The sequence below is a fragment of the Zestomonas carbonaria genome, assembly GCF_904061905.1.
Lineage (GTDB): Bacteria > Pseudomonadota > Gammaproteobacteria > Pseudomonadales > Pseudomonadaceae > Aquipseudomonas > Aquipseudomonas carbonaria.
In genome coordinates this window covers 130,907-151,794 of record NZ_CAJFCI010000012.1, presented here as the reverse complement: position 1 = coordinate 151,794, position 20,888 = coordinate 130,907, and the positions used below count along the sequence as shown (strand labels likewise).

Annotated in this window: 14 protein-coding genes; 3 read left to right on the top strand and 11 right to left on the bottom strand. The window is 65.8% G+C overall.

Features of this window, described 5'->3' with window-relative positions:
* Nucleotides 1-30 precede the first annotated feature (30 nt).
* From PSEWESI4_RS00830 to PSEWESI4_RS00805, 6 genes are all read right to left on the bottom strand, one after another.
* On the bottom strand, nt 31-2,223 hold the full coding sequence (locus PSEWESI4_RS00830; protein WP_235978853.1) for a xanthine dehydrogenase family protein molybdopterin-binding subunit: 2,193 nt from the start codon (nt 2,221-2,223) through the stop codon (nt 31-33).
* A 3-nt stretch (nt 2,224-2,226) separates the two neighbouring features.
* Nucleotides 2,227-2,706 carry a (2Fe-2S)-binding protein gene (locus tag PSEWESI4_RS00825; protein ID WP_187669292.1) on the bottom strand — a complete coding sequence of 160 codons (480 nt, stop codon included), beginning with the start codon at nt 2,704-2,706 and terminating at the stop codon, nt 2,227-2,229.
* 124 nt (nt 2,707-2,830) lie between these two features.
* Nucleotides 2,831-3,151, bottom strand: a complete 321-nt coding sequence (locus PSEWESI4_RS00820) for a c-type cytochrome (RefSeq protein ID WP_187669291.1) — start codon at nt 3,149-3,151, stop codon at nt 2,831-2,833.
* Nucleotides 3,152-3,399: 248 nt separating this feature from the next.
* A complete protein-coding gene (locus PSEWESI4_RS00815) occupies nt 3,400-4,338 on the bottom strand; it encodes a LysR family transcriptional regulator (protein WP_187669290.1) in 939 nt (312 codons plus the stop codon).
* A gap of 234 nt (nt 4,339-4,572) precedes the next feature.
* Nucleotides 4,573-5,052, bottom strand: coding sequence for a nuclear transport factor 2 family protein (locus PSEWESI4_RS00810; RefSeq protein WP_187669289.1), 480 nt, complete (start codon nt 5,050-5,052; stop codon nt 4,573-4,575).
* 27 nt (nt 5,053-5,079) lie between these two features.
* Nucleotides 5,080-5,652, bottom strand: a complete 573-nt coding sequence (locus PSEWESI4_RS00805) for a TetR/AcrR family transcriptional regulator (RefSeq protein WP_187669288.1) — start codon at nt 5,650-5,652, stop codon at nt 5,080-5,082.
* A 319-nt stretch (nt 5,653-5,971) separates the two neighbouring features.
* On the opposite strand from PSEWESI4_RS00805, the gene PSEWESI4_RS00800 reads away from it, so the two are divergent.
* Entirely contained in the window at nt 5,972-6,589 is a 618-nt protein-coding gene (locus PSEWESI4_RS00800) for a nucleotidyltransferase family protein (RefSeq protein ID WP_187669287.1), read from the top strand.
* 10 nt (nt 6,590-6,599) lie between these two features.
* On the opposite strand, the gene PSEWESI4_RS00795 is transcribed toward PSEWESI4_RS00800, so the two are convergent.
* From PSEWESI4_RS00795 to PSEWESI4_RS00775, 5 genes are all read right to left on the bottom strand, one after another.
* Entirely contained in the window at nt 6,600-8,036 is a 1,437-nt protein-coding gene (locus PSEWESI4_RS00795) for a phospholipase D-like domain-containing protein (protein ID WP_187669286.1), read from the bottom strand.
* A gap of 268 nt (nt 8,037-8,304) precedes the next feature.
* The gene (locus tag PSEWESI4_RS00790) at nt 8,305-13,596 is read right to left on the bottom strand and encodes an FkbM family methyltransferase (RefSeq protein WP_187669285.1); all 5,292 of its coding nucleotides are present in this window, start codon (nt 13,594-13,596) and stop codon (nt 8,305-8,307) included.
* On the bottom strand, nt 13,593-14,813 hold the full coding sequence (locus PSEWESI4_RS00785) for an ABC transporter ATP-binding protein (RefSeq protein ID WP_187669284.1): 1,221 nt from the start codon (nt 14,811-14,813) through the stop codon (nt 13,593-13,595). The genes PSEWESI4_RS00790 and PSEWESI4_RS00785 overlap by 4 nt, the downstream gene beginning before the upstream one ends.
* Nucleotides 14,810-15,604 carry an ABC transporter permease gene (locus tag PSEWESI4_RS00780; RefSeq protein WP_187669283.1) on the bottom strand — a complete coding sequence of 265 codons (795 nt, stop codon included), beginning with the start codon at nt 15,602-15,604 and terminating at the stop codon, nt 14,810-14,812. Before PSEWESI4_RS00780 ends, PSEWESI4_RS00785 begins: the two co-directional genes overlap by 4 nt.
* Nucleotides 15,605-15,700: 96 nt before the next feature.
* Nucleotides 15,701-17,143 carry a mannose-1-phosphate guanylyltransferase/mannose-6-phosphate isomerase gene (locus PSEWESI4_RS00775; protein ID WP_187669282.1) on the bottom strand — a complete coding sequence of 481 codons (1,443 nt, stop codon included), beginning with the start codon at nt 17,141-17,143 and terminating at the stop codon, nt 15,701-15,703.
* Between the two features lie 200 nt (nt 17,144-17,343).
* Between PSEWESI4_RS00775 and PSEWESI4_RS00770 the strand changes: the two genes are divergently transcribed.
* A complete protein-coding gene (locus tag PSEWESI4_RS00770) occupies nt 17,344-19,152 on the top strand; it encodes a sensor histidine kinase (RefSeq protein ID WP_187669281.1) in 1,809 nt (602 codons plus the stop codon).
* On the top strand, nt 19,149-20,513 hold the full coding sequence (dctD, locus tag PSEWESI4_RS00765; RefSeq protein WP_187669280.1) for a two-component system response regulator DctD: 1,365 nt from the start codon (nt 19,149-19,151) through the stop codon (nt 20,511-20,513). The genes PSEWESI4_RS00770 and dctD overlap by 4 nt, the downstream gene beginning before the upstream one ends.
* Nucleotides 20,514-20,888: the final 375 nt, after the last annotated feature.

Genomic DNA, 20,888 nt, shown 5'->3' with positions numbered 1-20,888 from the left:
GGCCCTGGCGCTCGGCCACCGGCTTCCGTGTCAGGCCTGCCTGAGTTCCTGTGAGTCGATGGGCAGGCTACGCAGTCGCTTGCCGCAGGCGGCGAAGATCGCATTCACCACCGCCGGAGCGATGAGTACGGTCGGCACCTCCCCCAGGCCGCCCGGGGACTCGCCGCTCTCCACCAGATGCGTCTCGATCTGCGGCACTTCGTTGAAGCGGAGCATGCGATACGTATCGAAGTTGCCCTGCTCGACCCGGCCATCCTTGAAGGTGATATTGCCGAACAAGACCGCCGTCAGCCCGAAAATGGTCCCGCCCTGCATTTGCGCCACCACGGAATCCGGGTTGATGGCGATGCCGCAATCGACCACGGAGGTGACCTTGTGGACCTGGACGTCGCCATTGGGGCTGACGCTCACCTCGGCTACCTGGGCCGCAAAGGTTCCGAAGCAATGGGTGAGCGCCAGGCCGCGGCCATGGCCTGATTCGAGGGACGAGTCCCAGCCCGACTTCTCCCTGACCAGTTCGAGCACCTTGAGTGCCCGGGGATGCTGCTGGAGCAGGGGATAACGGTATTCGAACGGGTCGGCCCTCACGAGGTGGGCCAGTTCGTCGAGGAAACCTTCCACCATGAAGGCGTTCTGGGTGTGGCCAACCCCGCGCCAGAAGGCGGGAAGAATACCGGCCGGCGGCTCGTGGCGCACGTAATGCACGGCCAGGTTGGGGAAGGCGTAAGGACCGCAGGCATCGCGGACCGCATCGCCGTCGACGTTGTTGGTGAAACGGGAGGGCGCCCAGCGCGCCAGGATCGACGCCCCGGTCACCTTGTGGGTCCAGGCGACGGGCCTGCCCTGCTCGTCCAGCCCCGCGCTCAGGTGGTTGTAGTGGTAGGGCCGCAAGGTGCTGTGCCGGGTGTCTTCCTCGCGGGACCAGATGACCTTCACCGGGTAGTCCACCTGCTTGGCGATCTTGACGGCATCGGCAACGAAGTCGACATCCAGCCGCCGCCCGAACCCGCCGCCGAGCAGATGGTTGTGAACCTGCACGGAATCTTCCGGCAGCCCGGTGAGCTCCGCCGCCACGGCCTTGGCGCGGGCGGGCACCTGGATGCCCAGCCACAGGTCGCAGCCGTCCTTGCGCACGTGCACGGTACAGTTCACCGGCTCCATGCAGGCGTGGGCCAGGAAGGGCACCTGATAGGTCACCTCGACCGTCCTGGCGGCGGTCTTCAGCGCCTCCTCGACGTTGCCCTCGCTCCGGGCCTGCGCCCCCGGCTGCTTCGAGGCCTCCTTGATCTTCTCCAGCATCTGCTCGCTGGAAACCGTGGCGTTGGCGCCCTCGTTCCACTTGATCTGCAAGGCAGCCAGCCCCTTGCGCGCTGCCCCCGTGTGATCGGCGATCACCGCCACGGAGTTGTCCGTGCGCAGCACTTGGCGGACGCCCTTGATCGCCAGCGCAGGCGCGGGGTCGACGTCGTCGAGCTTGCCGCCGATCACCGGACAGAGCGTCAGCGCGGCGACCTTCACGCCCTCCGGGCGGGCGTCGATGCCGAAGATGGCCTTGCCGTTGACCTTGTCCGGCGAGTCGGTGCGCCTGGCCGACGTACCGATCAGCTTGAATGCCTTCGGATCCTTCAGCGACACGCTCTCCGGCAGCGGCAGTTTGGCCGCGGCATCCGCCAGTTCGCCATAGCCGAGCTTGCGGCCGCTGGCCGGATGCAGGACCGCTCCGTTTTCCGCCTTGCAACTGTCGGCCGACACGCCCCACTGGCTGGCCGCGGCGCTCACCAGCAGGATTCGGGCCGCCGCCCCCGCTTCACGCAGGGGCTGCCAGTTGGCCGGCACGGATGTCGAGCCACCGGTGACCTGGAACCCCAGCATGGGGTTGGCGTAGCGCTTGTCATCCGCCGGCGCGTGCTCGATGACCACCTGATCGAGGCTGACTTCGAGCTCTTCGGCGATCAGCGCGGGCATCGAGGTGTAGGTCCCCTGCCCCATTTCCACCGGCTGGATCGTCAGGAATATCTTTCCTTCGCGATCGATGCGCACGTAGGCGTTGGGGGTGAACTCGCCTTCCTCGGCCCGGGCATCCCGCATCAGCCCAGGCATGGAGAAGCCGATCAGCAGCCCCCCGCTCACGGCGGCGCTGGCCTTGAGGAAACCCCGACGACTGATTCCAGGGCTATCTACCTGGTTCATCGGCGATGACGAAAGGTATCGAACGCTATCCATGGCTCAGCCCTCCGCCCTGGCGACAGGGCCCTGGCCGGACGCCGACTTGATCGCCTCGCGAATCCGCACATAGGTGCCGCAGCGACAGATGTTGCCGGCCATCGCACCATCGATCTCGCTGTCGCTCGGGTTGGCGTTGCTGGCCAGCAAGGCGGTGGCGGACATGATCTGGCCGGACTGGCAGTAGCCGCACTGCACCACTTCATGCGCCAGCCAGGCCTCCTGCACGCGCTTGCCGGCAGGAGATTCGCCGATCGCTTCTATCGTCGTGATCTCGGCACCGGCCAGGCTACCGACCGGCATGACGCAGGAGCGTACCGCACTGCCATTCATGTGCACGGTACAGGCGCCGCAGAGCGCCATGCCACAGCCGTACTTGGTTCCGGTCATGCCGAGAACGTCGCGAAGCACCCAGAGGAGCGGGGTATCGTCGTCCACGTCCACCTGGTACTCGGTACCGTTGATTTTCAGAGTGTGGGCCATAAAGCCTCCTCGCTAATCCGGTCGGTGACTCTCTCCGCGAAAAGCCGGCACTGAAGCGGCCTTGTCGGCGCAGAAGTCCTCTTCTTTCTTATTGGTTGGCCAGCACAGGCCCTGTGCCGTATTCCTAGTGGTTCGCAAGAATCCAGGCAGCGATATTCTCGAGGTCGGCCTGGCTCAGTTGCGCCTGTGGCGGCATGGGCACCGCTCCCCATGCGCCGGAACCACCCTTCCTTATGCGTTCTCCAAGCTGCGCGGCGGTCTTGCTGCCGTCGCGATAGCGCTCGGCGACTTCCTGCCAGGACGGCCCGACCGTGCGAACCGTGGGCTGGTGGCAGCCCGTACAGGCATTGCGCTGCATCAGCGCCGACACGTCGTCCTGCTGGGCATTGACCGCCTGGAAAAACAATAGGCCGATTATGGTAATCGCGGATAAGTTTCTGACCATGGGCTGCCCCCTGCCGCTGTCCTCCCAAGACTAGAGACCAAGCCGGCCCCGGAAAACCGGCGATTCGTGCAAGGGCCATGAAGGCAAACTTAAAATCCATGGCAGCGGTAGGAACTAGGCGTTCCCCTCGTGCCTACAGGCATATGTCGTAAGTCGCTCCGCCCTGGAGTTCATCGATTCCGCCCCTCACCCCCGGCCCCTCTCCCGGAGGGAGAGGGGAGCAGAACGCTCCGACGACACACTGCTCCCTAGGGCTGCAGAGGCTCGATGTCCCAGTCGATCTCCTGAGCATCTGGCACGGCGCCTCGCAAGTAGTCGATGAACAGGCGCAGCTTGCACGAAATGCCCCGGCGATCCGGGAAATAGACCATGTATCGGGCGGCCGGGCGGCCCCAGTCCTCCAGGACCTGAACCAGCCTCCCGCTTCGTACCAGATGGTCGATGTGACCGCTGGCCAGGTAGGCGATCCCGAGACCGTCGAGGGCGGCCGACACCACTGCGGCCGAGTCGTTGCATATCAACCGGCCCTTGACGGCCAGGTGGAAACTCTCCGTCCCGTTGTCGAGCAGCCAGCGCTCGACGACGCCGTTATCCGCCTGCCTATAGCCGATGCAGTCGTGTTCGAGCAGATCGCGTGGATGCCTGGGAGCGCCCCGGCGCGTCAGGTATTCCGGCGAAACCACCACTTGCATGGCAAGTTCCGGCCCCACGCTGACGGCCACCATGTCCCGTTCGACCTGCCATCCCAGGCGAATACCGGCATCGAAGCCCTCCTGAACGATATCCACCCGCGACTCATCCAGGGAAACCTCGATATCGATGGCGGGATATCGCTCGAAGAATCCCCCGAGCACAGGCCGGAGGACCGTCAGGTAGGCCGGCATCGTCGATGCCAGGCGCAGCATGCCGGAAGGGGTGTTCGAGCTGTCCGCGAGGTCTTCCGCGGCACTGGAAAGCTCCAGCACCAGGGGCTTGATCCGCTCCAGAAAACGCTCCCCCGCCTCGGTGAGCCTGACGCTGCGGGTGGTGCGATTGAACAGCACGACACCTGTCCGCTCTTCGAGGCTGCGTATGACCTGGCTGACCGCCGAAGGGGAAACCCCGAGCTGGTGGGAAGCTGCGGTAAAGCTGCAATGCTCGGCCACGTAGACGAAAGTCACAAGGCCATCGAGATGATCCTGGCGCATGCACGCCCTCTATCGTTCGTCCAGCCGACACACCGAAACGCTCGCCAACGGGTCGCGGCTGCGTGCGTGGCCCTGTCAGCGGGGAGTCGTGTATCGATCCTGGGAGCGGCATCGAGAGCTGACAAACGATAAAAACGGCATGTCTTGTTGAGTTTTTCTCAATCGAAAAGCTTCATGCTCCATCCGGAGCCCGATCGCAAAGCGACCGGGCCGGAACGATGGGCATCCGCTGGATCAAAGTCCCAGTTCGGACAACCCGGGGTGATCGTCGGGACGACGGCCCAAGGGCCAGTGGAACTTGCGCTCCGACTCCTTGATCGGCAGGTCGTTGATGTTCGCGTAGCGGTTCACCATCAATCCGTCCTCGCCGAACTCCCAGTTCTCGTTCCCGTAGGAACGGAACCAGTTGCCGGAATCGTCGCGCCACTCGTACGCATAGCGCACGGCGATGCGGTTCTCGGCAAACGCCCACAGTTCCTTGATCAGGCGGTATTCGAGCTCCTTCGACCATTTCCTCTCCAGGAAGGCGCGCGCCTCATCGCGGCCGTTGGCGAATTCGGCCCGGTTGCGCCAGCGAGTATCCAGGCTGTAGGCCAATGCCACCTTGGCGGCATCGCGGGAGTTCCAGCCGTCCTCGGCCAGGCGTACTTTCTGGATGGCGGTTTCCCGCGTGAACGGCGGCAGCGGGGGACGGATTTCAGTGTTCGACGACATCATTTCACCTCATGGCGTGGAAGGATCTCACCCATTGCTGGGCGTTACGGAGCGCAGCAGCAGCGCGGCTGCCCCGCCTGCACAGTCGGCGGCATCGGGTTGACCCGTCACCATGGCAACCGCCGTGGCACCGTCGATCAGTACGAGAAGTTGCCTGGCCACTTCCTCGTGTTCGGGAAGCCCGCAGGCTTTTGTCAGTGTTTTCAAGTAATCCAGGAGGCGCTGCTTGTGCAGCGCGGCCACCGCCCTGATGTCGCTCTCGGGGTCGCCGATTTCGCCGGCGGCGTTGATGAACGCGCAGCCATGGAAGCCCTCGGACTCGAACCACGTGCGCAGCGTGGGAAAGATGGCCAGCAGACGCTGGCGAGGCTCGCCCTCCGATGTCGACTCGATGAACCACTGCATCCAGCGCTCGTCACGCTCTCGCAGCGCCGCCGCGACCAGCGCTTCCTTGGTCGGATACAGGCGATAGATGCTTTTGCGGGCGACCCCGGATGCCTTGACGATGGCATCCATGCCCGTGGCATTGATGCCGCCGGCATAGATCAGCCGTTCCGTGGAGAGCAGCAGCCTGGACTGGATGGAGGCATCTTCCTGCATGGTTATCGACCCCTCGAGAATGATCGTTCTCACGCAGGGTAGAACGATCGTTCCCTGGTGTCAACAACCGCGTTCTCCGCACATGACGACCGGTATGGCCAAAAGTCGGTAGCATTCGGCATGTGCGAGCGGAAGGCCGTGGTTGCTCCGGGCTTCCGCAGGTGAGGCTGGGCGTGGATATGGAAGGCGGTCGCCTCGGACTCGCCGCTCCGCCACCCACGGAGCTGGCGCTTCTGGCCGCATCGAGAATAATGACCAACGTGCATCGATTATCTTGCCGAGCAGCTTTCGCAAAGGCTTCGAATGTGGGAGACAGCCGATGAGGGCGCTATCCGGCCCATCCACCGAGGTGATCGGCCTCGTACTCGCCGCGGGACGCAGCAGGCGTTTCGATGGCGACAAGCGCCGCGCCCTCCTGCCCGACGGCCGCAGCCTGCTGGGCGCCAGCATCGAGACGGCCTGCCAGGCGTTTGCCGAAGTCTGGATCGTGCTGCGCCCCGACGACGACGCCCAGGACCTCGGCATCCCGCCCGGCGTGGGTATCGTGCGCAGCGAGTTGGCCGACCTGGGCATGGGGCACAGCCTCGCCGCGGGCATCCAGCACCTGGCTTCGTCCCGCGCCCGAGCCGTCGCCATCCTGCTCGGCGACATGCCGTGGATCGCCCCGGCCAGCCTGCGTACGCTGGCGCGGGCCGCCGATCCGCAGCGCATCGTTCTGCCCTGGTATACCGGCCAGCGCGGTCATCCGGTCATCTTCGGCCGTCAATTCTGGCCCGCCCTGGAGCTGACCCGGGGCGACCAGGGCGCAAAGGAGCTGATCAAGGCCAACGCCGCGCTCTGCGACTCCATCCAACTGGACGATCCGGCGATATTGCGCGATGTGGATACGCGAGCGGACCTGAGCCAGTTCGGCGCCGACACGGAGCGGGGCTCCTAGCGGGGCACTTTCAAAGCTGCGACTCGATTGGCAACACCCGCGTCAGCCAGGCCAGCGCGCGGCGTCCCATCGAAGCGTAGGGCTCGCTCTCGTATTCCCGCTTGCCGTCGCTCCAGCGCACGTCGCCCCGCTCCAGGGTCACGGCCCAGGCGAACTCGGTGATCTGCCGCTCGAACAGCGCTTCCAGTTGCTCGGCCAGGTCTGGATGACGCACGAGGATACCCTGCTCGCAGTTGAGCACCGCCGAGCGGGCGTCGAGGTTGTAGCTGCCGACGAACACCTGGCTGCGGTCGATCACCATGGCCTTGGTATGCAGGCTGGCGCCGGAGGAACCGAACAGGCTGGCCCGCACGTGGGAACGCGGCTTCAGCTCCCAGAGCTGCACGCCGCCCGCGATCAGCGGCTTGCGGTACTTGGTGTAGCCGCCGTGCACGGCCACCACGTCATTCGCGGCCAGGGAGTTGGTCAGCACCCGCACCCGGCTGCCGGCGCCAGCGCGCTCCGTCAGCGCGTCCATACCCAGTTTGCCGGGCACGAAGTAAGGGGAAATGATGCTCAGCCGCTCGCGACTCGACTTCACGGCGGGCAGGAGGCCGGCCAGCACCTTGGAGCCGTACAGGCCCTGCTCGATGCCCCGCACTTTCAGCGGATCGTCGGAGATGAACTGGTAGTCGTCGCTCCAGTCCATGGGCCAGTCGCCCTTGATCAGGCGTTGCACGGCATCGTCCTGCCTGAGCGCCTGGGCATAGGCGCCCTGGGTAATCCGCGCCACGTAGGGGTCGAGCTTCGCCCTCAGTTCGGCGAGCGCCTGTTCGGTGACGTCCCCCGGCGCCAGCAGCTCCACCGGATAGGTGACGCTGGCGTTCCAATAGCGATCGAACGACTCCGCCGCCTCCTTCACCACCGGGCCGACCATGGCGAAGTCCAGGTCGGAGAAATTCACCACCGGGCTGGCATCGAAGTACTCGTCCCCCAGGTTGCGCCCTCCCGCCACGGCCAGGCGGCCGTCGGCGATCCAGGTCTTGTTGTGCATGCGGTGGTTGATGCGGTTGAAGCTCTGCAGCGCCTCCAGCACCTTGCTGACGGTCCCGTAGCGGGACGAGAAGGGATTGAAGTGCCTCACGGCGATGTTCGGATGCGCCGACAGCGCGGCAAAACCGTAGTGCTTCGCGCGGGCATCCATGTCGTCGACCAGCAGGCGGACCCGCACGCCACGGTCGGCGGCCTTCAGCAACACATGGACCAGGTACAGCCCGGTCTGGTCCTCGTGCCAGATGTAGGTCTGCACATCCAGGCTGCGCCCGGCCAGGTTGGCCGAATGCACCCGCAGCGCGAAGGCCTCCATGCCGTCATGCACCAGGCGAAATCCGGACTTGCCCGGCACTTGGGTGTCGGCGGGAGAAACCAGGCGATCCAGGGCGGTATCCGTCCCCACCGGCAAGGACAACTCCGGCTCCTGGGGTGGCAGGGGCTCGAGGGTAGAGCATCCGCACAGCAGCAGCGGAATGACCAGACCGAAAGCACGAAGGCAGTGGAGCACAAGCGTATTCATCGTCCACCCCGGCATGAAAGGGTGTTGGATTTGCTGGTGCCGGTTGAGTCTAGTCGTGCGAACCCTGAACGGCCTCAAATAGAATGCGTCGTGCGCCCTGGATATCCGACACCGCCCCTCTACTCGCGGCGCACCCTACCCGAGTATTTCGGTACGCAGGAGGCTACTGCGCGGACCACTCGTCCTTCAGCAAAATCTCCTCGAGCCGTTCCGCGCTCTCTTTCCAGGTCAGCCATGGAATATCGCCGGATGCGGGATGCCGGCCGACCCTGTACAGCTCCAGCCAGCCAGTCACCGCGCGGGCCAGGTCCTCGGCGGCCATGCCGGCGAAATAATGGGCACGCTCACCGGCCACTTCGCGGAACACCGGGATATCGCGGGCGATGACCGGCAGTCCATGCTGGGCCGCCTCCAGCAGCGGCAGGCCGAAGCCTTCGCCATGGGAGGCGGCGACAAGGCAGGTGCTGGTAGCGTAGACCTGTTCCAGGTACTCGTCGCTGATGCCTTCCAGCCAGAACAGACGCCGGCCCTGCCCGGGGTGGCTGCGCAGCCTGGCGGCCAGCTCATCGACCATCCAGCCCTGCTTGCCCACGATCACCAGGTTGACCTCCAGTCCGGCCGACCAAAGCCGCTCGAACGCTTCCAGCGCTTGCGCATATCCCTTGCGGGGCTCGACGGTGCCGACCATCAGGAAGCTGGGACGCGCGCGCAAGCCGGCCAGGACGGAAGCCGAATCATCGGGCAATCCGGTCGTAGGGGCCGACTGATCCACATCCGCGCCCAGGTGGAACCAGTCCAGCCTGAAGGGATGCCCACGCTCTGCCCCGTGCCGCTCCAGCCAGGCCGACAGGTCGTCCGCCACCGCCCTGGAGATGCACAGCGCGCCATCGGACCGGGCAACCACATTCAACCAACCTTCGAACACACGGGCACTGCCTTCGGGAAAACAATGCGGGAATTGCAGGATGAGCAGGTCGTACACCACGAACTGGACGCTGACGCCCTGCCGCCGCATGCGCTGGTAGAGATCGTCCTGCGCGAGCACGACCTCGGGCTGGAGGTCCAGCCCGACGAACACATCGCCTGCGCGGTACGAGATGGGTTCATCCACCAGGGTGGTCTCCGGGCAACCCAGGAAGCCGAGCGTGAAACGCCGCGCATAACGGTAGCCGGGCTGGCCCGCCGTCGCATACACCGGCTCGACCCGGTATCCCGGCGGCGGATTCAGCAACCATTCCAGCAGGATGCTGCGCACCACGCGCTGGATACCGCTTCTGGCATCGCGCTGAACCAACTCGGAAATGTCGACGAGGAGCTGCCGCTGTGCCAACGGCGGCGTGATGGAGCCGCCTATCGCGCTCGCCAGCGCTGCCCACTCGCCGTCATCGGTCGGGGCCGAGTCGAGTTGCGCGATCTTCCCGACCAATGCGGGAACCGCCGTGGCGGCCGCACGATGGAAGCCTTCGATAGCCGTGAAGTACTGCTCCGCGCATTCGCCTGGAGCGTGCCGGGTCCGCACGATCTCACGGGCGCGACTGCCCAGGCCGCGCCGCCGGGCCGGGTCCCGCCACAGGACGGTGAGGGCCTCGGAGAGTTGTTCGTCCGTGAATTCGTCCGGCAACTTCCAGACGCTGTCGTCCTCGAGGTCGGCCATGCAGCCATTCGCGTTGACGATGGTGGCCAGCCCGTGATTCATGCAGTCGAGAACCGCCGCAGAAGTCTCGCCGCGTGACAGCGTGCGCAACTGCACGCCGATGTCCGCTGCCGCCAGGTACTGCTCGAAAACCTCGGCATCCGTCCAGCCGGTTATGCGGATACGTTCCGCGCCAGCGCTGCCGGCGATCATGCCGAGCATCTTCTGCCCGTAGTACTCCTCGACGCTCTCCCCCACGAAAACCAGCAGGCACCGCACATCGGCCGCCAGGGGCGAAGCCAGCCAGGCATCGAGTAGCCGGTGGTTGAGCTTGCTCGGACCCAGCATGCCGAAACTGCAGACGACGAAGTCGCCGTCCCTCAGCCCCAGGACAGCACGCGCATTTTCCCGGCCATGCCCATCCCACGGATCGGGAATACGCAGCAGCGGAATGTGCGCCCAGTTCCTGGCGGCCTGTGCGCCATACCACTGCCGCGCCAGCCGCCGGGAGTTTTCCGAATGGACGATGACGCCCTGCGCGTTGCGCAACACCGCATGGTTGCAGGGGTACTTCCAGACGACCTCCGCCGTGTCCACGGCCTGGAAGCGCTGCCGCACCGCCGTGTAGCCATGCCCCCTGTAGAGCGCCTCGACCCACACACCTCGCGCGGCGCCCTGGCACTCCATGTGGGCGACGATGCCGGAAAGGAAGAAGTCGTGCAGGACCACCACGCCGGGCACCTCCTCCAACAGGGCGAACATGTGCTGGTGAAACGCCGAATTGCCGAAGTGGTACAGCACCCGGTCGAACCGGGCGGCATGCTCACGGAACCACGCCACCGTGCGAATCGGGCAGTTGGCGGTGATCCAGGGCGCGGCAACCGTCTCCTGGACCACGACGACCTCGATCTCGTAGTGACGCGCAAGCTCCGGAATCAGCGCGGCGCTGTAGTCGCTGATGCCGCTGCGCTCGGGCGGCATAGGGGAAACGTAGGCCAGGCGTGGACGGCGCAGTGACCGATGGGGCGCATGGACGGCCGCCTGGGCGACGGTTTTCTCCATCGCCGCGATGGCCAGCCGGGCGGTCCTGTCCCACGAGAACTTGCCGGCCTGCTTCTGCGCATGATGCTTCAGCGCCCGCCTGAACTTGCTGTCGCTCAGCACCCGCCGCAGCCGATCGGCGATGGACGCGTCGTCGAACGGATCGAACAGTGCCTTTTCGCAGCCGATAACCTCCGGCAGGCTGGAGGTGTTCGAGCCGATGACCGCCCGGCCGCAGGCCATGGCTTCGAGCGCGGGCAGCCCGAAGCCCTCGTGCCTGGACGGGAAAACGAAGACCTTGCACAGGTTATAGAGGTCGACCAGATCCTCCTCGGGCACATAGCCGGTCAGCACCAGCTCCCCCTTCGCCAACCCCTGTTCGCTCGCGAGCGCCTCCAGGCGCGCGCGATCCTCCGGCCGGATGGAGCAGACGATCGCCAGTTGGTGCCGCTGCCGCAGCCTGGCGGGCAGAAGCGCATAGGCGCGGATCAGCCCTTCGATGTTCTTGCGGTGGTCGATACCGCCCGTGTACATCGCATAAGGCCGTTCGAGGCCGTAACGCTGCCGCAGTTCGCCACGCCGGTCCTCTCCGACCGGCCGTATGCGGAACTGGGCATCCGCCGCCGTGGAGATGGTGGAAATGCGCTCGACGGGCATGTCGAGCCGGTCGATCCCCTCCTGCCGCGACGACTCCGAAATGGCCAGCAGCAGGTCGGCGCGGCGCAGGTGATCGAGCTTGTCCTCGTACCACTGCGCCACCCTGGGATCATCTAGGTAAGGGCTTCGATTGATCAGCGGGATCAGGTCATACAGCATGGCGGCGGTCGGGACCGTCCGGCTCAGGCTGCCGATACTGGTCACCGCATCGTCCCCCATGCCTTCGAACAGGCTGGTCACGAGGACGATCGAGGGATCGAGACTGGCGATGAAGGCTTCCCGCACCAGCTCGGCGGACTGGCGGCGCCAGGTGTTGTCCGGATCGACGTGGCTGACCGGACCGGGCGCATTCCAGACATGGATGCGATCCCGGGGCAGCAGATTCCGGAAGGTGGCGCGGATCGGCTCGATAGTCTCGGGAAAGCGGCCGTTGAGCACGAGGAACACTTCATACCCACCGCGATTCCTGACGATGGCCAGGGCCAAGGCGAGCGAATAGCGCCCGATACCCCGCATGCCGTTCCCGCCCTGGGCTCCCTGCATATCGATCACGATACGCAACGAGTCCATCTCAGCGCCCTGCTGGCTCGTCGTGCGAAGCACGACTTCCTGCGTTCCGGCATGGTCCGGCTCGCCTCCCCGGCTCCGGATGCGGGCCGCCACCCCGGCCGATTCCGCCGCGGGAGGCTTCGGTGGTCGCGCCTCCACTTCCCTCAGCAAGCCACGGTACATGGCGAACCGGCGCAGATGCTGGAACACCCGTGGGCAGCGGCGCAGGCAGCCTGCCAGTCGCTGCCGCAACCCCGGGCGCCTGAGCACCGCGCGCATCGCCAGGAGAGCCACGGGGCGAAGCAGAGCCTTGAACATTCGCCAGGGCAAGCGCACGAGCCCACGCAGCCCCTCCATCGCAATGCGCAGCGGCCAGGTGATGCGCCAGGACGTGCTGCCGAGCAACGCGTTGACGCGCACCTCCTGGGCGTTCGCCTGCAGGTGCCAGTGATGAGCGTTGGACAGGGATTCGTTCAGTTGCTGCTGGAGCTGCCGGGCCTGGGCTTCGTGGGCTACCGACTGCTGCTGCCAATTGTGCGCATCGGACAGGGACTCGTTCAGTTGCAACTGGAGCTGCCGGGCCTGGGCCTCATGGGCTACCGATTGCTGGTACCAGAGGTGCATATTGGCCCACGACTCATCCAACTGATGCCGTACTTGCTGCAACTGGCTTTCCAGCTCCCCGGCACGGAGCTGCTGCATCTCGCTCATCGACTCCGCGGCCGCCTGCTTCGCTTCGGCCTGCGCCTGGAGAGCCATTCTTTCCTGAAGGGCCTGTTCGGCTGCGTGCCGGAGATCCTCCGCCCGCTGGATGAGGGCATCCTGCTCCCTCACCCTTTCCTCTGCTTGCCACTGCCTTTCTTCCAGCAGCTTGCAGAATGACTGGGAGGCCGTGCCGCTCAACAGAAAACCATCGAAGACATTCGGCGGGCAGTCGAACGCAGCCTGCAACTCCAGCCTGTCTTCATGCAGGTAGAACCGGTTCAGCCCGTCGAAATGAACGAACCTGTAGCCCTTGGCCAGAACCAGGGGCTCCCATTGAAAGTGGGTCTGCACCTGCGTGCCGGGCAAGGTACTTTCGATGACCAGAACCCAGGGACGTACCGATGACGAATGCCAGCTCTCGAGTACGCTTTGCTCCCAGCCTTCCACATCGATCTTCAACCAGTGGATGGCTCTTTCCCCATGCTTCTCCAGCACCTCATCGAGCGTCACGACCGGCACTTCCGTCCGGGTGGCGGCAAAGCCCGCCGTCATGTGACGTTCGGCCAGTTCGGGGTCGGCGGTGGAAAGCCCGGTGTCCCTGAACTCGTAGAACCCCAGAAGCCCCCGTGCATTGCCGATGGCGACCTGCTCGACGACCTCGTCGGGTCGCCGCTCCCTGAGCTTCTCCGAATATTGCCGGGTCGGTTCGACATGCACGCCACGCCAGCCATGTTCATAGAACGCCAGGCTTACCGAATCCACTACCGGGTCCTGGGCACCGATATCGATATAGAACCCGTGCTCCACGTCCTTGAGGGCCCGCCACAGCATGACGTCCTCGAAGTTCTGCGCATGCGACACAAAACTCATGCTCCGGCCACCCTGATCACGGGATCGATCCAGGCGCACCCCGCGAAATGCTCCTTGCCGATGTTCACGACATTGAAGACCAGCGCAAGGTCACGCCATTCGTAGTTGTTGACCAGATGACTATCGGAGCTGCACAAGGCCGTCTGCAACGAATAACTGCCCGGCCCCAGGTTCATGGGGAAATCGATTTCGTAGATGAGCCTCGATCCGGCCGCCACGTTCGAGAGCGTCTGTTTCTTCAGGTAGGTATTGGTCCCGTACATCACCTGTCCCAACCGGTCCTTGATCCCGTATCCCAACACCAGCCTCTCTATGTAGGAGTGAACATTCACTTCGATCCGCAGGGTCACCATCTGCCCCACGTCGACGTGCTCTATGCGGCGTCCCGACCGATCGATTATGGCGATGTCGCCCACCGTCGCTTCCCCCGTCCCTGAAACCACCTGGGCCTTCCCGTTATCCAGCTTTCTCACTTCGATGGTGCTGTTCTCCTTTTCCGCGATGATGGCGTTGTAGAAATCCATCACCTCCTCCGGGCATCCGTCCTTGATGATCCTCCCCTTCTCCAGGAGGATCGCCCGGTTGCACAGCGACTGGATGGGCCCGCGATCGTGGGACACGATGAGCAGCGTCGTGCCCTGCTTCCGGAACTGGCGAATGCGCTCGAAGCTCTTGTGCTGGAAATAGCTGTCGCCCACCGACAGCGCTTCGTCGACGACGAGCACGTCCGGCCGGAAGGCGGTGGCCACGGAGAAGGCGACGCGCATCTGCATGCCGCTGGAATAGATGCGTACCGGCTGGTCGAAGTATTCGCCAATCTCCGCGAACGCCTCGATGTCATCCATGGCCCGGCTTATCTGCTCGGCGCCGAAGCCCATCAGCCCGGCCGCGTGCCGGACGTTCTGGCGACCGGTCAGCTCGGGGTTGAAGCCCATGCCCAGTTCGAGGATCGCGGCGATGCGGCCGTTGACCCGCACACGGCCTTCGGAGGGCTGCAAGGTGCCGGTAACCATCTTGAGCAGGGTGGATTTGCCGGCGCCATTCTGGCCGACGATACCGATGGCCTCGCCGGGCTCGATGGAGAAGCTGACGTGCCTGAGCACCCAGTGCTCTTCCGTGGGCCGGGCCGGCAGGTAGAACCAGCGCGCTATGCGCAACCATTCGGAGCGGTAGGCCCGGTAGGCCTTGCCCAGGTTCTCGACGCTCAGCAGGCTCATAGCGAGTCCACCATTTCCGGGACCGCCCGGCGGAACATGAACAGCCCGAGCAACATCAGGGCAAGCGCCACGCCGGTGGTCACCGCCACCTGCCGCAGGTCCGGAGCGTTCCCGTACACGAGGATCTCGTGGTAGGCGTCGACGATGGGATACATGGGGTTGGCGGCGATGGTGCCGCGCAGGTAATCGGGGATGATGCCCACGGGATAGACGATCGGGGTGAACCAGAACCACGCCTGCAAAACGATGGGAACGACCTGGCCGACATCCCGCACGAAGACGTTCAGCACCCCCAGCACCAGGCCGATGCCGACCGCCAGAGCGATGACGGCGAAAGTGAGCGGAACCAGCCAGAACAACGACAAGCTGGGCGCATGCCCGAGCAGGGCGAATACCGTCAGCAGGGCGACGAACAGCAACAGGTAGTTGAGCAGGCTGGAGCCCACCACGATCACCGGCAGGGTGATGCGTGGGAAACGCATCTTCTTCATCAGGCCGCCCTGCTCGATGAACAGCGTCAGGCAGCGGCCGATGATCTCCGCGAACAGGCTCCAGGCCAGCATGCCGGCCATCAGGTACAGGGCGTAGGCGTACTTGTTGTCGATGCCGGGCAGCTTGGCCGCCAGTACGCTGGAGAGGACCAGCGCATAGATGGCCACCTGCGCCAGCGGATGGATGATCATCCACAGCCCGCCCAGGCGGCTGCGGGCAAAACGCGCGATGAACTCGTTGCGGATGGACGACAGGACAAAGCCGCGGTATTCCCACAGGCTACGCAACATCGGAAACATGCTGACCCCCGAACGAGTCGCGCCAATCAGTCGGTATTGGCACAACCCGATGACACCATTCTTATAAGTTGGACTCGCGCATCGACGCGCCGCCGCTCACGCGCCCGCGCGACCGTAGGCATCGTCGAAACGCACGATGTCGTCCTCGCCGAGATAGTCGCCGCTCTGCACTTCGATCAATACCAGGTCGATCACGCCGGGGTTCTCCAGGCGATGCTTGTGCCCTGCGGAAATGAAGGTGGACTCGTTGGTGTCGAGCATGATGTCACGCGTTCCGTTGATGACCCGCGCCATGCCGCTCACCACTGTCCAGTGCTCGCTGCGGTGATGATGCATCTGCAGGGACAACGACGCCTTGGGCTTTACCACCAGGCGCTTGATCTTGAAACGCTGCCCCTCCTCCAGCGTGGTGTAGGAGCCCCATGGACGATGCACCGTGCGGTGCATCAGGTGGGCCTGGTGCCCCTTGCTCTTCAACTCGCTGACGATGTGCTTGACGTCCTGCACACGGTCCTTGTGCGCCACCAGCACGGCATCCGGCGTATCGACGACGATCAGATCGTCCACACCCACCAGCGCCGTCAGGCGATGGGCACTCTGCACGTAGTTGTTGGCGGACTCGTGCACCAGCACCTCCCCCGCCAGCCGGTTGCCATTGGCATCGGCGGCGACGAGACTGCTCATCGCGGACCATGAGCCGATGTCCTTCCAGCCGATGCTGCAGGGAATGGTCGCGACCTTGTCCGAGCGCTCCATCAGCGCGTAGTCGATCGAAATGTCCGGAACCCTGGCGAAGGTTTCCGCCGCCAGTTCGAGGCTGTGCCGCCCATTGCCGTCCATCGGGCTGCCGGCCTGCATGCAGGCCTCCACGGACTGCAGCACGTCGGGCGCGCAACGCTTCAGTTCGTCGATCAGCATGCCGACCTCGAAGCAGAACATCCCCGAGTTCCACAGGTAGTTTCCCGAAGCCACGTAGTCCTGCGCCGATCCGCTGTCCGGTTTCTCGACGAAGCGCTGGACCTTGTAGCCCAGTCCGAGATTGGCCGAACGGTCGATCTGGATGTAGCCATAGCCCGTTTCGGGGCGCTCGGGCTGAATGCCGAAGGTGACCAGCCAGCCCTGCTCGGCCAACTGCCGGGCCTGCTCCACGGCCGACGCGAACGCTTCGACGTCCTCGATGAGATGGTCCGCCGGCAGCACCAGCATGACGGCATCGCTGCCATGCGTCGCGGCGATATGGAGAGCGGCCGCGGCAATCGCCGGCGCGGTGTTGCGCCCGAAAGGCTCGAGAATGAAACCCAGCCGGCACCCCGAAGCGCTCACCTGGCGGTATTCGTCGACGGTCTTGAAGTACAGTTCGCGATTGGTGACCGTCAGCACCTCGTCGACGCCCGCGAGACCCAGGGCGCGCGCGAAAGTCTTCTGAATCAGATCGCCGCCACCCGGCAGCTCCATGAATGGTTTGGGATGAGCGACGCGTGAAACCGGCCATAGGCGACTGCCACAACCACCACACACGATGACAGGGATCATCTTCACGGTAATGCGCTCCGTTACCAGCCATCCGAATAACTGAAACTCTAGATCACAAACGGCGCCGGAGAGGGGAAAGGCAAAAAGCCATCTCCATGCCCCGCAGGGCGCGCCATTGAGCGGTTCCGATTGCCGGGAAGCGCCCGCCGACACCCAGCCGAACCGAGGCCGTGCATAATGTGCACAAGCCCCGGAAGCTCTGGACCATGATCGCCGTTACCCACCGCCGCCCCCGCTGGCGCAGCCTGATCCTGCTGGCCCTGCTGCTGGCCCCGCTGCTCTGGCCGTTGCAGCAGCTCGCCGAGCGTTACTACAGCGCCCAGTTGGCCGAGCAGAACCGCCAGACCCTCGACCTCTACGTCGCCAACCTGCTCGGTACGCTGCGGCGCTTCGAGGTGCTGCCGACGATCCTTGGCGACCTGCCGGCGCTGCGCAGCCTGCTGGCCGAGCCGGGCGACCCGGAGCGGATCGACGCCGCCAACCGCCTGCTGGCCCGGGTGCGCCAGGAGACCGGGGCCGACGTGATGTACCTGATGTCGCCGAGCGGCCGCTCCCTGGCCAGTTCCAACTGGGACCAGATCGACAGCTTCGTCGGCCGCGACTTCGCCTTCCGGCCCTATTTCCGTGGGGCGATGACCGGCAAGCTGACCGGCTTCTTCGGGCTCGGCACCACCTCCGGCAAGCGCGGCTACTACTACGCCGCCCCGATCGGCGGGCCCGGGCAGGTGCTCGGCATCCTGGTGGTCAAGGTCGACCTGGACGACGCCGAGACCCTCTGGGGCAACACCCCCGAGCAGGTGGTGGTGACCGACGGCAACGGCGTGGTGATCCTCACCTCGCGCGCCGACTGGCGTTTCCGCGCCAGCCGTCCGCTGAGCGCCGAGGAGCGCCAGCGCATCGCCGCCGACCAGCCCTACCCGACCATCGACCCCGCGCCGCTGGGGCTCGACGAAAAGGCCTGGCTGATGCAGAGCCGCGACCTCAAGGAGACCGGCTGGAACGTCAGCATCCTCGCCCCGCGCGCACTGGTCGACCGCCCGGTGCGCACCGCCCTGGCGGTGGGCGGCGCCGGGCTGCTGGCGCTGTTGCTGCTGCTCGGCCTGCTGCTGCAACGCCGCCGCCACTACCTCGAACGCATCGCCCTGGACGCCCAGGCCCGCCGCGAGCTGGAAATCCGCGTGCAGGAACGCACCCGCGACCTGGAAACCCTGAACAGCCGCCTGAAAGAGGAAGTGCTGGAGCGCGAGCAGGCGCAGCAGGAACTGATCCGCGCCCAGGATGAACTGGTCCAGGCCGGCAAGCTCTCGGCCCTCGGCACCATGTCGGCGAGCATCAGCCACGAGCTCAACCAGCCGCTGGCGGCGATCCGCAGCTATGCGGAGAACGGCGAAGTGCTGCTCGACCACGAGCGCATCGACGACGCGCGCGGCAACCTGCGGCTGATCGGCGAGCTGACCGGGCGCATGTCCTCGATCATCGCCCACCTGCGCGCCTTCGCCCGCCGCGACCACCACGCGCCGGAACGCGTCGCCCTGCAGCCGGCCCTCGACGACGCCCTGGCGCTGCTGGCCAAGCGGCGGCGGGCGATGGAAGTCGAACTGGTCCGCGACCTGCCGGAGGCGACCCTCTGGGTGCAGGCCGGCGAGACCCGCCTGCGCCAGGTGTTGAGCAACCTGCTGGCCAACGCCCTCGACGCGCTGAGCGAGAAGGCCCCGCCGCGCCGCATCTGGCTGAGCGCCAGCCAGGGCGAGGACGGCGTGGTGCTGACCCTGCGCGACAACGGCCCCGGCTTCTCCGCCGAAGCCCTGGCCCGCGCGCGCGAGCCGTTCTTCACCACCAAGACCAGCGCCCAGGGCCTGGGCCTGGGCCTGGCGATCTGCGATACCCTGATGCGCGCGCTCGGCGGCGAACTGCTGCTGGACAACCACCCCGAGGGCGGTGCGCTGCTGACCCTGCGCCTGCGTAGCGCCGAGCCCGGCGCCGCCCTGCTGTCTCCCGAGGACACCTTTGCATGACATCCATTGACGACGCCCAGGTCCTGCTGATCGACGACGACCCGCACCTGCGCCAGGCACTCGCCCAGACCCTCGACCTCGCCGGCCTCAAGGTGGCCGCCCTGGACGACGCGCGCGGACTCGCCGCGCGGATCGAGCGCGACTGGCCGGGCGTGGTGGTCAGCGACATCCGCATGCCCGGTGTCGACGGCCTGCAACTGCTCGCCCAGTTGCAGGAGCAGGACCCGGAACTGCCGGTGCTGCTGATCACCGGCCACGGCGACGTGCCGCTGGCGGTGCAGGCGATGCGCGCCGGCGCCTACGACTTCCTGGAAAAGCCCTTCGCCAACGACGCCATGCTCGACAGCGTGCGCCGAGCCCTGGGGCTGCGCCGCCTGGTGCTGGACAACCGCAGCCTGCGCCTGGCCCTGGCCGACCGCCGCCAGCTCGACGCCCGGGTGATCGGCCAGTCGCCGGGCATCCAGCGCCTGCGCGAGCAGATCGGCGCGCTGGCGGCGATCAACGCCGACGTGCTGATCCTCGGCGAGACCGGTTCCGGCAAGGAGGTGGTGGCGCGCGCCCTGCACGATCTGTCGGCGCGCCGCGACGGTCCCTTCGTGGCGATCAACGCCGGCGCGCTGGCCGAGTCGGTGGTGGAGAGCGAACTGTTCGGCCACGAGCCCGGCGCCTTCACCGGCGCGCAGAAGCGCCGCATCGGCAAATTCGAGTTCGCCAACGGCGGCACCCTGTTCCTCGACGAGATCGAGAGCATGAGCCTCGACGTGCAGGTCAAGCTGCTGCGCCTGTTGCAGGAACGGGTGGTCGAGCGGCTCGGCGGCAACCAGTCGATCCCGCTGGACATCCGCATCATCGCCGCGACCAAGGAAGACCTGCGCCAGGCCGCCGACCAGGGCCGCTTCCGCGCCGACCTCTACTACCGCCTGAACGTCGCGCCGCTGCGCATCCCGCCGCTGCGCGAGCGCGGCGAAGACATCCTGCTGCTGTTCCAGCACTACGCCGAGGCGGCCAGCGAGCGCCACGGCCTGCCGCCGCGCAGCCTGCAACCGGCGCAACGCGCCGAGCTGCTGCGCCACGACTGGCCGGGCAACGTCCGCGAGCTGCAGAACTGCGCCGAGCGCTTCGCCATCGGCCTCGATCTCGACCTGCCACTGGACGGCCCTTCCGCCGCCGACCTGCCGTCGGACGCAAACGGCCTGAGCGCCCAGGTGGAAGCCTACGAACGCAGCCTGATCCTCGCCGAGCTGGCCAACCCGCACAACTCGCTGCGCAGCCTCGCCGAAGCGCTCGGCATCCCGCGCAAGACCCTGCACGACAAACTCCGCAAGCACGGCCTGAGCTTCTCCGAGCAGGGCGGGGACTGACGGTGGGCTGAAGCCCACCCTACGCGCTGAGCTCCCCGCACTGCGCACGGCCCCCGTAGGGTGCGCCGTGCGCACCGCCTGCCGGGAACAGGCGCGGTGCTTGTCAGGAAACACCGGTGTCGCCTCCCCATCGGTGCGCGCGGCGCACCCTACCAGGGCCTTGGGCTGCTGGGCCAAAGCCCGCCCTATGGTGTTATCCATGTTCGCGGGCGAGCCGCCCCGAAAACACGGCCAATGGCCACCAACCCCGCCGCAGCCCCCTTCCTTGCAGGCCGCCCAAACTTGACTAGGTTTGATTACACGGCACCGGAACTGTGCATCCGCACGCCTCTTTCCGTGTGCCATCAAACCGCAATGGCCGGTGGGCTATTTGAT

What these genes read in the sequence shown, in the direction of transcription:
- PSEWESI4_RS00830 (WP_235978853.1), bottom strand. Translation starts at nt 2,223, where the DNA reads ATGGATAGCGTTCGATACCTTTCGTCATCGCCGATGAACCAGGTAGAT.
- PSEWESI4_RS00825 (WP_187669292.1), bottom strand. Translation starts at nt 2,706, where the DNA reads ATGGCCCACACTCTGAAAATCAACGGTACCGAGTACCAGGTGGACGTG.
- PSEWESI4_RS00820 (WP_187669291.1), bottom strand. Translation starts at nt 3,151, where the DNA reads ATGGTCAGAAACTTATCCGCGATTACCATAATCGGCCTATTGTTTTTC.
- PSEWESI4_RS00815 (WP_187669290.1), bottom strand. Translation starts at nt 4,338, where the DNA reads ATGCGCCAGGATCATCTCGATGGCCTTGTGACTTTCGTCTACGTGGCC.
- PSEWESI4_RS00810 (WP_187669289.1), bottom strand. Translation starts at nt 5,052, where the DNA reads ATGTCGTCGAACACTGAAATCCGTCCCCCGCTGCCGCCGTTCACGCGG.
- PSEWESI4_RS00805 (WP_187669288.1), bottom strand. Translation starts at nt 5,652, where the DNA reads ATGCAGGAAGATGCCTCCATCCAGTCCAGGCTGCTGCTCTCCACGGAA.
- PSEWESI4_RS00800 (WP_187669287.1), top strand. Translation starts at nt 5,972, where the DNA reads ATGAGGGCGCTATCCGGCCCATCCACCGAGGTGATCGGCCTCGTACTC.
- PSEWESI4_RS00790 (WP_187669285.1), bottom strand. Translation starts at nt 13,596, where the DNA reads ATGAGTTTTGTGTCGCATGCGCAGAACTTCGAGGACGTCATGCTGTGG.
- PSEWESI4_RS00785 (WP_187669284.1), bottom strand. Translation starts at nt 14,813, where the DNA reads ATGAGCCTGCTGAGCGTCGAGAACCTGGGCAAGGCCTACCGGGCCTAC.
- PSEWESI4_RS00780 (WP_187669283.1), bottom strand. Translation starts at nt 15,604, where the DNA reads ATGTTTCCGATGTTGCGTAGCCTGTGGGAATACCGCGGCTTTGTCCTG.
- PSEWESI4_RS00770 (WP_187669281.1), top strand. Translation starts at nt 17,344, where the DNA reads ATGATCGCCGTTACCCACCGCCGCCCCCGCTGGCGCAGCCTGATCCTG.
- dctD (WP_187669280.1), top strand. Translation starts at nt 19,149, where the DNA reads ATGACATCCATTGACGACGCCCAGGTCCTGCTGATCGACGACGACCCG.